Annotated in this window: 13 protein-coding genes; 5 read left to right on the top strand and 8 right to left on the bottom strand. The window is 74.1% G+C overall.

Going from position 1 to position 12330, the window contains the following annotated elements:
- Window positions 1–31 precede the first annotated feature (31 nt).
- Window positions 32–823: an SCO2400 family protein gene (locus tag ACSU6Z_RS08400; RefSeq protein WP_437044318.1), complete on the top strand. Its 792-nt coding sequence runs from the start codon at window positions 32–34 to the stop codon at window positions 821–823.
- Window positions 824–866: 43 nt separating this feature from the next.
- Here ACSU6Z_RS08400 and ACSU6Z_RS08395 read toward each other — a convergent pair whose 3' ends face one another.
- Window positions 867–1304, bottom strand: coding sequence for a MarR family winged helix-turn-helix transcriptional regulator (locus tag ACSU6Z_RS08395; RefSeq protein ID WP_437044317.1), 438 nt, complete (start codon window positions 1302–1304; stop codon window positions 867–869).
- A gap of 105 nt (window positions 1305–1409) precedes the next feature.
- Here ACSU6Z_RS08395 and ACSU6Z_RS08390 point away from each other — a divergent pair, with 105 nt between their 5' ends.
- Window positions 1410–2432 (top strand): NADP-dependent oxidoreductase, encoded by a 1023-nt coding sequence (locus ACSU6Z_RS08390; protein WP_437044316.1) that lies wholly within the window; start codon window positions 1410–1412, stop codon window positions 2430–2432.
- A gap of 127 nt (window positions 2433–2559) precedes the next feature.
- Window positions 2560–2979 (top strand): organic hydroperoxide resistance protein, encoded by a 420-nt coding sequence (locus ACSU6Z_RS08385; RefSeq protein WP_437044315.1) that lies wholly within the window; start codon window positions 2560–2562, stop codon window positions 2977–2979.
- A 72-nt stretch (window positions 2980–3051) separates the two neighbouring features.
- On the opposite strand, the gene ACSU6Z_RS08380 is transcribed toward ACSU6Z_RS08385, so the two are convergent.
- Window positions 3052–4197 (bottom strand): serine hydrolase domain-containing protein, encoded by a 1146-nt coding sequence (locus ACSU6Z_RS08380; RefSeq protein ID WP_437044314.1) that lies wholly within the window; start codon window positions 4195–4197, stop codon window positions 3052–3054.
- 131 nt (window positions 4198–4328) lie between these two features.
- Here ACSU6Z_RS08380 and ACSU6Z_RS08375 point away from each other — a divergent pair, with 131 nt between their 5' ends.
- On the top strand, window positions 4329–5147 hold the full coding sequence (locus tag ACSU6Z_RS08375; RefSeq protein WP_437044312.1) for an EI24 domain-containing protein: 819 nt from the start codon (window positions 4329–4331) through the stop codon (window positions 5145–5147).
- Window positions 5148–5225: 78 nt separating this feature from the next.
- Here ACSU6Z_RS08375 and ACSU6Z_RS08370 read toward each other — a convergent pair whose 3' ends face one another.
- From ACSU6Z_RS08370 to ACSU6Z_RS08360, 3 genes are all read right to left on the bottom strand, one after another.
- The gene (locus ACSU6Z_RS08370) at window positions 5226–6494 is read right to left on the bottom strand and encodes a pyroglutamyl peptidase (protein ID WP_437044311.1); all 1269 of its coding nucleotides are present in this window, start codon (window positions 6492–6494) and stop codon (window positions 5226–5228) included.
- A 352-nt stretch (window positions 6495–6846) separates the two neighbouring features.
- Entirely contained in the window at window positions 6847–7827 is a 981-nt protein-coding gene (locus tag ACSU6Z_RS08365) for an aldose epimerase family protein (protein WP_437044310.1), read from the bottom strand.
- A 15-nt stretch (window positions 7828–7842) separates the two neighbouring features.
- Entirely contained in the window at window positions 7843–8718 is an 876-nt protein-coding gene (locus ACSU6Z_RS08360; protein WP_437044309.1) for an SGNH/GDSL hydrolase family protein, read from the bottom strand.
- A gap of 280 nt (window positions 8719–8998) precedes the next feature.
- Between ACSU6Z_RS08360 and ACSU6Z_RS08355 the strand changes: the two genes are divergently transcribed.
- Entirely contained in the window at window positions 8999–9493 is a 495-nt protein-coding gene (locus tag ACSU6Z_RS08355) for a DUF3145 domain-containing protein (protein ID WP_358779450.1), read from the top strand.
- Between the two features lie 85 nt (window positions 9494–9578).
- Here the strand turns inward: ACSU6Z_RS08355 and ACSU6Z_RS08350 are convergent, their stop codons facing one another.
- From ACSU6Z_RS08350 to ACSU6Z_RS08340, 3 genes are all read right to left on the bottom strand, one after another.
- The gene (locus ACSU6Z_RS08350; RefSeq protein WP_437044308.1) at window positions 9579–10850 is read right to left on the bottom strand and encodes a beta-ketoacyl-[acyl-carrier-protein] synthase family protein; all 1272 of its coding nucleotides are present in this window, start codon (window positions 10848–10850) and stop codon (window positions 9579–9581) included.
- 80 nt (window positions 10851–10930) lie between these two features.
- Window positions 10931–11179 carry an acyl carrier protein gene (locus ACSU6Z_RS08345; protein WP_356397816.1) on the bottom strand — a complete coding sequence of 83 codons (249 nt, stop codon included), beginning with the start codon at window positions 11177–11179 and terminating at the stop codon, window positions 10931–10933.
- A 113-nt stretch (window positions 11180–11292) separates the two neighbouring features.
- Window positions 11293–12324 (bottom strand): ketoacyl-ACP synthase III, encoded by a 1032-nt coding sequence (locus tag ACSU6Z_RS08340; protein ID WP_437044307.1) that lies wholly within the window; start codon window positions 12322–12324, stop codon window positions 11293–11295.
- Between the last annotated feature and the right edge of the window lie 6 nt (window positions 12325–12330).

Raw genomic sequence — 12330 nt, 5'->3', positions numbered from 1 at the left:
CGACCGGTGCGGAATTTAGTCTTCCCCCGTCATGGACTACTGCCAGCCGTGCCGTCGGCACCTCAACGGCGCCCTCATCTGCCCGGGGTGCGGCACCTTCGCCGACCGGCTCCCCACGTACGCCGGGGAACCGGCCGCGCATCCGCACGGAAGTGCGGAGCGTGCGGGCACGGCGGTGGCGGGAGTCGAGTGGGCCGAGTGGACCGAGTGGGCCGAGTCGTACGGTGACGTGGGCGAGCGGGGGGATCACGCCGCTCCGCCGGGCCTCGCCGGAGCCGGCCGCCGGGGCCGCGGGGGTGCGGCGCACCGCCGCCGCAGGCACCTGGCCCTGTTCGTCGCGGCGGGCTTCGCGCTGGCGGTCGGCGGGCTGAGCATCGCCGCGCTGGGCGCGGAGGAGCGGGTCGGGCCGTCGCGGCCCGCGATCGTCGGGGACGACGTCCTGGAGCTGGAGAAGGTGGCGCCGGCGGAGGTCGGGCAGTCGGTGATTCCCCGTGTCGGCGCGCCGCTGCCCGGCGGGACGGAGTCCGCGGCGCCGGGAGTCTCCCCGTCCGCCGCGCCGTCGCAGCCGGCCTCCGCGTCGGAGTCGGCCTCCGCTTCGCCGGCGGGCGAGGCGTCGCCGGCGGTGGCGGGCGATACGGCCGGCACGGCCTCCCGGCCCGCCTCCACGGCCCCGTCCCCGGCGCGTCAGGACGGTCTTCTCCCGGTGCCGGACGCGACGTGGTCGTCGGCGCCCGCCGCGCAGCCGACGAGTGCGGCCCCCTCCCCGCCCCCGGCCCCGGAACCGACCGAGACCTGCGACCGCTTCCTGTGGTGGTGCGCGTAATCCGCCGGACCCCGCGTCTCCGTCCGCCGTCGCCTGCCCCCGCCTACTCCGCCAGCATGCGCCGCAGCGCGTCCCGCAGCGCCAGCCGCTCCGGCTCCGACAGCCCCGCCAGCGGCTCCCGCGCGAACCGCAGGGAATCGCGCAGGCCGCGCGCCACCCGGCGCCCCTCGGCCGTCGCCGCCGCCACCTTCACCCGCCGGTCGGCGGGGTCCGGCCGCCGTTCCACCAGCCCCCGCGCCTCCAGCCGGTCCACGATCCCGGTCACGTTCGACGGCTCGCAGCGCAGCCGCCGGGCGAGCCTGCGCATCGGCAGCGGCTCCAGGGACAGCAGGCTCAGCAGCCGGGCCTGGGCGCCCGTGAGCGAGTGCTGCGCGGCGGCCTCCTCGTAGTCGGCGTGGAAACGGGCCACGGCCTCGCCTATGAGCTCCACGACCTCCAGGGTCAGGGCGTCGGGGCGGGGGGCCGGGTGTGAGGTGACCATGGATCCAGGGTACCCAGTTGTTTGACAACCTGAAATGTTCAGGAGCATGGTTGTTTCAGGTACTGAAGTAAATGCCGCAGCCCCGAGAGGAAAGGCGCTTCCCCCATGACCGACTCCCCCTCCCTCCCCGCCGTCAACCGTGAGTGGCACCTGCTGAGCCGGCCGGTGGGCTGGCCCAAGCCCGAGGACTTCGCCCTGGTCGAGGCGGAGATGCCGGAGCCGGGCGAGGGGCAGGTGCTGGTGCGCAACGTGTACCTGTCCGTCGACCCGTACATGCGCGGCCGCATGAGCGCGGCCAAGTCCTACGTCGCCCCCTTCGAGCTGGGCAAGGTCATGCAGGGCGGCGCGGTCGGCGAGGTCGTCGCCTCGAACGCCGAGGGGATCGACGTCGGCGACCACGTCCTGCACTTCCTCGGCTGGCGCGAGTACGCCGCCGTGGACGCCGAGCACGCCGTGAAGGTGGACCCCGAAGCCGCGCCGCTGTCGACCTACCTCGGCGTGCTCGGCATGACCGGGCTGACCGCCTACGCGGGCCTGCTGCGGACCGCCGCCTTCAAGGAGGGCGACGTCGTGTTCGTCTCCGGCGCCGCCGGGGCCGTGGGCAGCCAGGCCGGGCAGATCGCCAAGCTGAAGGGCGCCTCGCGGGTCATCGGGTCCGCCGGATCGGCGGAGAAGGTCGAGCTGCTCGTCGAGGAGTACGGGTTCGACGCCGCCTTCAACTACAAGGACGGGCCGGTGGGCGAGCAGCTGCGGGCCGCGGCCCCGGACGGCGTCGACGTCTACTTCGACAACGTGGGCGGCGACCACCTGGAGGCCGCCATCGGGTCGCTGAACGAGGGCGGGCGCATCGCGATCTGCGGCATGATCTCCGTCTACAACAACACCGAGCCCGCGCCGGGCCCGAGGAACCTCGCCCGGCTCATCCAGACCCGGGGCCGGATCGAGGGCTTCCTCGTCGGCGACCACTACGACCTCCAGCCGCAGTTCGTGCAGGAGGTCGGTGCGTGGGTCCGCGACGGCCGCCTGAAGTACCGCGAGACCGTCGTCGAGGGCATCGAGAACAATCTGGAGGCGTTCCTCGGCGTCCTGCGCGGCGACAACATCGGGAAGATGGTCGTCAAGCTCTGACGGCCGCGCGCGGACGGTCACCCGCCCCGGCGCCCTTCACCCAATTTCCGGCACGCGGTAACTTCTTTCCAGAATCTGTCGCGATCGTGGGCGCGAGTCGCGGCGGACCGAGGAGGAAGACAACCGCATGCCGATTCAGCAGTCCGACGTCCTGTACACCGCCGTCGCCACCGCCCGGGGCGGCCGTGACGGCCGGGTGGCCACCGACGACGGCAAGCTCGACGTCGTCGTCAGCCCGCCCGAGGAGATGGGCGGCAGCGGCGCCGGCACCAACCCGGAGCAGCTGTTCGCCGCCGGGTACAGCGCCTGCTTCCGGGGCGCGCTCGGCGTGGTCGCCCGCCGGGAGGGCGTCGACGTCTCCGGCTCCACCGTCACCGCCAAGGTCGGGATCGGCAGGAACGACGACGGGTTCGGCCTCCTCGTCGAGATCTCCGCGCACATCCCGGGCGTGGACGCCCGGGCCGCCGAGGAGCTCGTCGAGAAGGCCCATCAGGTGTGCCCGTACTCCAGGGCCACCCGCGGCGACATCACCGTGACGCTCGCCTGAGCGCGGCCGCCGGCCGCGGTGAGGGCCGCACCCCCCGGACGCGGGGTGCGGCCCTCACCCGTCCCGCGGACCTCACAGGGCGGCCCGGTGCACCGCCCGCACGAACGCCTCGTTCTCCGGCGCCGCCCCGCCCGGGAACGCGCACCGGCGCCGCGTGTAGCCGTACGCGAGGCCGCTGCGCGGATCGGCGAACGCCTGCGAGCCCCCGGCTCCGCTGTGCCCGAAGGCGCCGGCGCCCAGGAACGGGTACCAGACCTGTCCCGTCGCCTGGAACCCGAACCCGAACGCCCGGTGGACGCGGGCCACCAGGTCGTGGCCGACGGAGTGGAGCTGCCCGGCCAGGGCGAGGGTGTCGGGCTTCAGCAGCGGCGGCCGGCCGTCCACCTCGCTGATCGCCGCCGCGTACATCCCGGCGAGCCCGCGCGCCGAGGCGACACCGCCCGCGGACGCCGGGCCCTTGGCGCGCACCAGGCGCGAGTTGGCGTGGTCCACCAGCTCGCCCGCCCACGGCACATGGGTGTTGAACGCGATCGAGGCGAGCGTGTGCGGTCCCGCCGGCGTCCCGTCCAGCACCGCCTGCTGCTCGGGCGTCGGCGCCATCGGCTGCACCGGCCGGAAGCGGGGCTCCTCGGACTCCGGCAGCCCCAGGTGGAAGTCCAGCCCGTAGGGGGCGCGCACCCGCTCCTCGTACAGCTCCTGCAGCGTGCGGCCGGTGGCCCGCCGCACGACCTCCCCGCTGAGCGCGCCGGCGGTCAGGGCGTGGTAGCCGAAGGCGGCGCCCGGCCGCCAGAACGGCCGCTGGCCCACCAGCCGTTCGGCGATCACCCGGTCGTCGGCCAGCTCCTCCTCGGTGAACCCGGCGTCCAGCCCGATCAGACCCGACCGGTGCGCGAGCAGGTCCCGCAGGGTCAGCTCGCCCTTGCCCTCGGCCCCGAACTCCGGCCAGTACTCCGCCACCCTGCGGTCCGGGTCCAGCACGCCGTCCTGCACGAGCAGCGCCACGACCAGGTAGGCGGCGCCCTTGGTGGAGGAGAAGACGCCGTACAGGGACCCGGCGGTGACCTCCGGGCCCGCCCACAGGTCGACGACCTTGCGGCCGTGCACATAGGCGCACAACTGGCCCTCGTAGTCCGGGCGTTCGCCCGCCACGAACGCGGCGAACTCCTCCCGGACCTCCTCGAAGCCGTCGGCGACGGTGCCGTGGATCTCCTGCGTCATCCGCTCTCCTCAGCCGTTCCCCGGGGGACTGCGGCAGATCGTACGACGAGCGGCATCCGTTCGGCTGCCCGATCGGGCCGGTGCGGAGGACGGGGGGCCGCGGCCGTCGTCCCGCCCGGTAGAGTGCGCCCATGCGCGATCTTGGGGCGGGGTTCCGGTACCTCCTGGAGGGCCAGCGCTGGGTGGCCCGGCACGGCAAGAGCTACGGCTTCGGACTGCTCCCGGGCCTGATCACCCTGGTGCTGTACGCGGCGGCGCTGGTCGCGCTGGCGCTGTGGGGCGAGGACGCCGTGGCCTGGGCGACGCCCTTCGCCGACGACTGGGCGAGCCCCTGGTCCGGACTGTTCCGCGGCTTCCTCACCGCCGTGCTGTTCGCGCTCGCGCTGCTGCTGGCCGTGCTCACCTTCACGGCGGTCACCCTGCTGGTCGGCCAGCCCTTCTACGAGAGCCTCTCCGAGCAGGTCGACCGGGACGTCTCCCCGGACGGCACCGCCCCCGAGTCGGGGCTGCCGCTCTGGCGCGAGCTGTGGATCTCGGCCCGGGACAGCCTGCGGATCGTGGTCCGGGCCGCGGTGTGGGGCGTGCTGCTCTTCGCCCTCGGCTTCGTCCCGGTGGCGGGCCAGACCGTCGTACCGGTGGTCGGTTTCTTCGTCACCGGCTTCTTCCTCACCGAGGAGCTCACCTCCGTCGCCCTCCAGCGCCGCGGCGTCGTCCTGCGCGACCGGCTCGCCCTGCTCCGCTCCCGCAAGACGCTCGTCTGGGGCTTCGGCACCCCTCTGGGCCTGGCCTTCCTCGTCCCGTTCGTCGCGGTGTTCCTGATGCCGGGCGCGGTCGCGGGCGCCACCCTCCTCGCCCGCGAGCTGCGCGGCGAGGAGAACCACGACCGGGACGAGGACCCCGCCCACGCGGACGGAGCGGAGGGAGCGGAGGGGCGCAGCCTCCGGCGATGACCGGGTGACCGGGCGGGCGGGCGGCCGTGCGCGAACGCGGCGGTGATGCCCGCCGTCACCGCCCGGCGGCCCCCGGCGTCAGCCCCGCGTCCGCTCCGCCGCACCGAGCGCCACGGCCACGATCGCGCGCACCTGCGCGACGATGTCCAGCCGGTCGCGCACGAACTGCGGGTCGGTGACCTCGGTGGTGTTCCCGGCGCCGAACCGCAGCACCGGCGTGTGCACGTGCCCGCCCGGCAGCCTCCCGCGCAGCCCCAGCCGGTCCCGCAGCAGCGTCGCCCGGTAGGCGATCTCGTTGGAGAGGTAGTCCCCGCCGCCCCCGGCCCGGGCCGTCGAGCCGGGGGTCGGCCCGTCCGGCCGGACGACGGGCTCGGTGCCCCCCGCCGGGATCTCGGTCACGCTCGTGTTGTCGTACACGGGGAAGCGCCCGGTCGCCGCGGCCGTGATCTCCCGGAACGGCAGGGTGGTCGTCGTCCACTGCGGCTGCGAGGCCGGGTCGGCGACCGGGACGGTCTCCGTGCGGGAGACGTTCTCGTTGTCCGGGAAACCGCCCCGCCAGGCCCCGTTCGTCCGCTCGATGTCGAACCGCCCGGCACGGCCCTGGCTCACGGTCGCGAACAGGTCGGCCCGCGGCAGGTACGGCCGCAGCGCCCGCTCCACCGTCCCCTCCCCGAAGTCCCGCCAGCGCACCGGGAACACGGCCGTCTCCACCCGTGCCGGACCGTCCGCCGTCTCGATCACCGTGCCGTCGAGGGCGAGCGCGGCGGCACCGGAGGGGTTGGAGGTGCGGATGTCCCGGTCCAGGGTGAACGGGTCGAAGCCGGTGACCAGGACCCGCTTGAGACCCCCGCCGCGGAAGTGGCGCAGGTCGGCCTGGCCGCGCGAGGTGCGTTCCAGTTCGTCCAGGAGCCGGGTCCGTTGCTCGCCGTCGAGCCCGAAGTCCGGCTCCCAGGTCCGTATCTCCCGGGCCATGGCGAGCCGCGCCCAGTACAGCGGCCGGTCGTCGTCCCGGCTGAGGTCCCCGCCCGCCGGGCCCCGGTCCTGCGCCCGGTCCACGGCCCGCCGCCACAGCGCCGAGCCCTCGCGGACGACGGTCCGGCGGGCCTCGGCGCAGGAGCGCGCCCGGCCCAGCGCGCGGGCGAAGTCCGCGGTCAGGGAGGCGAACCCGGAGCGCCGCAGGATCTCCTGCGGCACGGCCCGGTCGAGCCGCCGCTCCTCGACGGTGGGGGAGGGGGCGACCGCGGCCGGCGGGGAGGCCGGGGCCGCCGCGGCCGTCGTCGCCGGGGCGGAGAGCCCCGCCGCCAGGACCAGGCCGGCGATGCCGATGCGCGCGGGTGTGGATCTCACGGGGGCTCAGGTTCCTTCCGTCGCCGTGGGGTGCAGCCGGACCGCGGCAGTATCCCGTGGCGGAAGGGGTGCGCGCCATGGTGCGCGGCGCACGGGGAAACCGGTGCGCGTTCCTCGTGTTCCCGGGCGGGAGGCGGAGCGACCGGTTCGTGACGGTGTGTGAAGGGTTCGTACGGACCCCGGGCGGGTCGCGCGATCCCGGACCGCGGACCCGCCGCGACGGCTAACGTCTGATCAGGTGATCCCTCCACCCCCACCGGCAGCCCCGGCCCGGGACCTGACGGCCGGGCCGGGGCTCACGGCGTTCGTCCCGGTGCCCGGCGCCGCGGTGCGGCGGGCGCCGGGGAGAGGCTCAGCGCGTGCCGAAGCCGTACACCGTCTCGGACCGGTACACCTCGCCCGGCCGCAGCACCGTGCTCGGGAACTCCGGGCGGTTCGGAGAGTCGGGGAAGTGCTGCGTCTCCAGCGCGATGCCGGCGCCGGGCGCGAAGGGCTCGCCCAGGTGGTCCGCCGTGTAGAGCTGGAGGCCGGGTTCGGTGGTCGCCACCGTCAGCACCCGCCCGGACGCCGGGTGGTACAGCTCGGCGACCTCCACGGGCGTGGCCGTCACGCCCTTGTCCAGTACGAAGTTGTGGTCGTAACCCCTCCCGGCCGGGCGCGCCCGCCGGAAGTCGAACCGGGTCCCGGTGACGTCCCGCGGCGCCCCCGCCGGGATCAGGTCCGCGTCGACCGGCGTGTACCGGGAGGCCGCCAGCCGCAGTTCGTGGCCGTCCGTGCCGCCCGTGCCGCCCGTGCCGCCGAGGTCGAAGTAGCTGTGGTTGGTCAGGTTCACCACGGTCGGCGCGTCGGTGACCGCCTCGTAGGCGATCCGCAGCGCTCCGGACGCGTCGAGCGTGTACGTCGCCGAGACCTCCAGGCGCCCGGGGAAGCCCTCCTCGCCGTCCGGGCTGACCCGGGACAGGCGGACCCCGTGGTCGACGGGGGAGACGTCCCACACCCGCTTGTCGAAGCCGTGCGCGCCGCCGTGCAGGCAGTTCGGCCCGTTGTTCCGCGCGAGCGTGTGCGTCCGCCCCTCCAGCGTGAACCGGCCGCCCGCGATCCGGTTGGCGTACCGCCCGACGAGGGCGCCCAGGTACGGTTCCGGGTGCGTCAGGTAGCCGTCCAGGTCCGCGAAGCCCAGCACCACGTCGGCACGGCGTCCGTCCCGGCCGGGAACCTCGGCGGACTGCACGATGCCGCCGTAGGACAGGACGCGGACCCGCACGCCCGCCCGTTCCAGGGTCCAGCGGTGGACGGGCGTGCCGTCGGGAAGTGCGCCGAAACGTTCGTTCATGCGCGGAACTCTAAGTCACCCGTCCCCGGCCGTGACCGTCCGGTAAGCGATCTCCGCCAGCCGCGCCTGCCCGTCCACGCTCGGGTGGAACCAGTCCCACCGGCTCAGCTGCTCCGCGCCGAAGCGGAACGCGTGCACCGCGCCGCCGTCGCTGCGGCACCGGCGGTCTCGCGCGCAGACCTCGCGCAGGACCGCGTTGTACTGCGCCACCCGCCGCTCCACCGCGTCCCGGCGCCGTACGGCCGCCGCGTCCAGGGCGTCCGCGTCCGCCAGCATCGACGGGCAGATGCCCAGCTTCCACACCTGCCTGCCCAGCGGGTCGGCGCGCCCCTGCGACCACAGCCGCTTCAGGTCGGGGATGCTCGCCACGTACACCTGGGTCCTGGGCAGAGTCCTGCGCAGGGTGCGCATCGCCTCCTCGAAGCCGGCCCGGAAGTCCGCCACCGGGGTCATCGCCGCCACCGAGGCCCGGCAGGCGTCGTTCGCCCCCGCCATCACCGCCACCAGCTCCGGCCGGTGCGCCGCCGCCCGGGCCATCTGCCCGGGCAGGTCCGCCATCCGCGCCCCGGTGAGCGCGTGGTTCCAGCTCCGCTCCGCCGCCTTCCTCCCCAGCAGCCGCACGGCGAGACTGTCCACCTCCGGGCTGCTCCCCGTCGCCCACGACACCTCCGGGCAGTCCGACAGGACCGAGCAGGCGTTGAAGCCGCGGGTGATGGAGTCGCCCACGGCGGCGACCGAACCGGGGCTCGGGTCCCAGACCGGGGCCGGCCGCGTCCGCCGCGCCTCGGGGGCGGAGGAGTCCCCGCCGGCCGCGTCACAGCCCGCGACGCCCACGACGGCGGCGGCGAGCACGGCGAGGACGGCCCGCGTACGACGGCGTCGGCTCCGCATTCCCTGACCCCTTCCGGGTCCGTGTCCTCGGCCCCTCGGCCGTCCTTCCCCCCGCCGGTTACAACCCATGACAGCACGTCAGGGTTCCCGGGACGGCGATACGGCGACTCGCACCCGTACAAGCGTCCTGCCGGGTGAATGGCCGGTGATTCCCGGTACCGGGACCGACGGTACGTCACACTCCGCGCCTCGCCGCACGGTAGCCTCGCCCTCAACGTGACCCGCCCGGTCACGGCCGTTCCGCCCGTTCCGAGATGTCCCGCTCTGCCCGGAGGTTCCGGTGACGACACGTGGAGTTCTGTACGTGCACTCCGCGCCGCGCGCGCTCTGCCCGCACGTCGAGTGGGCCGTCGCCGGTGTGCTCGGCACCCGCGTCAGCCTGGACTGGATCCGGCAGCCCGCCGCCCCCGGCACCTGGCGCTCGGAGTTCTCCTGGCAGGGCCAGGCCGGCACCGCCTCCAAGCTGGCGTCCGCGCTGCGCGGCTGGCACCTGCTGCGCTTCGAGGTGACCGCCGAGCCCAGCGCCGCCGCCGAGGGCGAACGTTACAGCTGCACGCCCGATCTCGGTATCTTCCACGCCGTCACCGGCATCCACGGCGACATCCTGATCCCGGAGGACCGGCTGCGCGCCGCCCTGGTCCGCTCCCAGCGCGGCGAGACCGACCTGGAGGCCGAGCTCGCCAAGCTGCTCGGCAAGCCGTGGGACGACGAACTGGAGCCCTTCCGGTACGCGGGCGAGGGCGCACCGGTGCGCTGGCTCCACCAGGTGGTGTGACCCCGGCCCCGCCGGGCACGCGAGAAGGGCCCCACCGGACGGTGGGGCCCTTCCCGGCTGCCTGCGGGAGCTGCCGGACCGTCGCTCAGACGGTGCGGAACGCCAGCACCACGTTGTGCCCGCCGAAGCCGAACGAGTCGTTCAGCGCGGCGATGCGGCCCTCGGCGGGCAGCTTGCGCGCCTCGCCGCGGACGATGTCGGCGTTGGCCTCGGCCTCGGGGTCCAGGTTCTCGATGTTGATGGTCGGCGGGGCCACCCGGTGGTACAGGGCGAGCACGGCCGCGACGGACTCCACGCCGCCCGCGCCACCGAGCAGGTGACCGGTCATCGACTTGGTCGCGGAGACCGCGAAGTGGTCGGTGTCGTCGCCGAACACCTTGCGCAGCGCCTTCAGCTCGGCGACGTCACCGGCCGGCGTCGAGGTGGCGTGCGCGTTGACGTGCACGATCTCCTTCGGGTCCAGGCCGGTGCGGTCCAGCAGGTTCTGCAGGGCGTGCGCGATGCCGCGGCCCTCCGGCTCCGGCTGCACGATGTCGTGGCTGTCGGCGGAGATGCCCTGGCCGACCACCTCCGCGTAGACGCGGGCGCCGCGCCTGGCCGCGTGCTCGGCGGACTCCAGGACGAGCACGCCGGCGCCCTCGCCGAGGACGAAGCCGTCACGGGCGACGTCGAAGGGGCGGGAGGCGCCCTGCGGGTCGTCGTTGTTCTTGGACATCGCCATCATGTTGCCGAACGCGGCGATGGGCAGCGGGTGGATCGCCGCCTCCGTGCCGCCGGCGACGACGATGTCGGCACGGCCGGTGCGGATCATCTCGACGGCGTAGCCGATGGCCTCGGCGCCCGACGCGCAGGCGGAGACCGGCGTGTGCACGCCCGCCCGGGCGCCCACGGCCAACCCCACGTTGGCCGACGGGCTGTTGGGCATCAGCATGGGAACGGTGTGCGGGGAGACGCGCCGGACGCCCTTCTCCTTCAGCACGTCGTACTGGTCCAGCAGGGTCGTCACGCCGCCGATGCCGGAGGCGATGACCGTGCCGAGCCGGTCGGGGTCGACGCCGGCGCCCTCGCCGGCCTTCGCCTCGAAGCCGGCGTCGGCCCAGGCCTCCTTGGCCGCGATCAGCGCGAACTGCGCCGAGCGGTCCAGACGGCGGGCCTGGGGACGCGGGATGACCTCGGTCGGCTCCACGGCGACCGGGGCCGCGATGCGGACCGCCTGCTCGGCGGCCCACTCCTGCTCCAGGGGCTTGGCGCCGGAACGACCGGCGACCAGACCCCCCCAGGTCGAGGCCGCGTCGCCACCCAGCGGTGTGGTTGCGCCGATACCGGTGACGACCACGGTGCGATTGGTCGGGCTCACGGGAATTCTCTCTCCAACGTCGACGAGGATCAGCGGCGCCACCGCCGGGTGGCGGGGCCGGGACACCGGCCCGGGCGGGCTCAGGCCTGGTGCTTGAGGATGTAGTCGGCCGCGTCGCCGACGGTCTTGAGGTTCTTGACGTCCTCGTCGGGGATCTTGACGTCGAAGCGCTCCTCGGCGGCGACGACGACCTCGACCATGGACAGCGAGTCGACGTCCAGGTCGTCGGTGAAGGACTTGTCCAGCTGGACGTCCTCGACCGGGATGCCGGCGATCTCGTTCACGATCTCCGCGAGACCGGCGACGATCTCTTCCTGAGTGGCGGCCATGGTGGCGCTCCTTCGTTGTGTTCCAGAGGATCCAGAGAATGCGGCACCCGCCGCGTCAGCGGCAGGGGGCGCGGGTTTCCCGCACCGGACCGAATGATCCGGTACGAAAGTGCCTAAGGGAGGGTAACGACCGTAGCGGCGTAGACGAGACCCGCCCCGAAGCCGATGACGAGCGCGGTGTCGCCGCTCTTCGCCTCGCCGGTCGCCAGGAGCCGCTCCATCGCGAGCGGGATCGAGGCGGCCGAGGTGTTGCCGGTGGTGCGGATGTCACGGGCGACCGTGACGTGCTCCGGCAGTTTCAGCGTCTTCACCATCGAGTCGATGATCCGCACGTTGGCCTGGTGCGGGATGAAGACGTCCAGGTCGTCCGGGGTGATTCCGGCCGCGTCCAGCGCCTGCTGGGCGACCTTCGCCATCTCGAACACGGCCCAGCGGAACACCGCCTGGCCCTCCTGCGTGATCGCAGGAAACTTCACGTTGCCCTCGCGGTCCAGGGGCAGTTCGGCGACGTCGCCGATCCTGAAGCGGTCCCAGGGCACGGTCTGCTTGATCGTCTCGGACTTGTCGCCCTCCGAGCCCCAGACCGTCGGGCCGATCGCCGGCTCCTGCGAGGGGCCGACCACGACCGCGCCCGCGCCGTCGCCGAAGAGGAAGGCGGTGGCCCGGTCCTCCAGGTCGGTCAGGTCGCTGAGCCGCTCGACGCCGATCACGAGCACGTACTCGGCCGAGCCCTCGACGATCATGCCCTTGGCCAGCGTCAGCCCGTAGCCGAAGCCCGCGCAGCCCGCCGAGATGTCGAACGCGGCGGCCTTGTCCGTGCCCAGCTTGTCGGCGATCTCGGTGGCGACGGCCGGGGTCTGGCTGAAGTGCGACACGGTCGAGACGACGACGGCACCGATCTGGTGGGCGTCGATCCCCGCGTCCGCGATCGCCTTGCCGGCCGCCTCGATGGACATGGCGGCGACGGTCTCCTCGGGGCCCGCCCAGTGCCGGGTCTCGATGCCTGAGCGGGAGCGGATCCACTCGTCGGACGAGTCGATCCGCTCCAGGATCACCTCGTTGGGCACCACCCGGGTCGGGCGGTAGCCGCCGACCCCGAGGATGCGCGCGTACGGGGCGCCCTTGCTGGGCTTGATCTTCGACATGATTCT

The sequence above is a fragment of the Streptomyces sp. enrichment culture genome (assembly GCF_964273145.1).
Classification (GTDB): Bacteria; Actinomycetota; Actinomycetes; order Streptomycetales; family Streptomycetaceae; genus Streptomyces.
This window is presented reverse-complemented; position numbering and strand designations above follow the sequence as displayed.

What these genes read in the sequence shown, in the direction of transcription:
- ACSU6Z_RS08375 (WP_437044312.1), top strand. Translation starts at nt 4,329, where the DNA reads ATGCGCGATCTTGGGGCGGGGTTCCGGTACCTCCTGGAGGGCCAGCGC.
- ACSU6Z_RS08365 (WP_437044310.1), bottom strand. Translation starts at nt 7,827, where the DNA reads ATGAACGAACGTTTCGGCGCACTTCCCGACGGCACGCCCGTCCACCGC.
- ACSU6Z_RS08340 (WP_437044307.1), bottom strand. Translation starts at nt 12,324, where the DNA reads ATGTCGAAGATCAAGCCCAGCAAGGGCGCCCCGTACGCGCGCATCCTC.
- ACSU6Z_RS08360 (WP_437044309.1), bottom strand. Translation starts at nt 8,718, where the DNA reads ATGCGGAGCCGACGCCGTCGTACGCGGGCCGTCCTCGCCGTGCTCGCC.
- ACSU6Z_RS08345 (WP_356397816.1), bottom strand. Translation starts at nt 11,179, where the DNA reads ATGGCCGCCACTCAGGAAGAGATCGTCGCCGGTCTCGCGGAGATCGTG.
- ACSU6Z_RS08390 (WP_437044316.1), top strand. Translation starts at nt 1,410, where the DNA reads ATGACCGACTCCCCCTCCCTCCCCGCCGTCAACCGTGAGTGGCACCTG.
- ACSU6Z_RS08400 (WP_437044318.1), top strand. Translation starts at nt 32, where the DNA reads ATGGACTACTGCCAGCCGTGCCGTCGGCACCTCAACGGCGCCCTCATC.
- ACSU6Z_RS08380 (WP_437044314.1), bottom strand. Translation starts at nt 4,197, where the DNA reads ATGACGCAGGAGATCCACGGCACCGTCGCCGACGGCTTCGAGGAGGTC.
- ACSU6Z_RS08395 (WP_437044317.1), bottom strand. Translation starts at nt 1,304, where the DNA reads ATGGTCACCTCACACCCGGCCCCCCGCCCCGACGCCCTGACCCTGGAG.
- ACSU6Z_RS08385 (WP_437044315.1), top strand. Translation starts at nt 2,560, where the DNA reads ATGCCGATTCAGCAGTCCGACGTCCTGTACACCGCCGTCGCCACCGCC.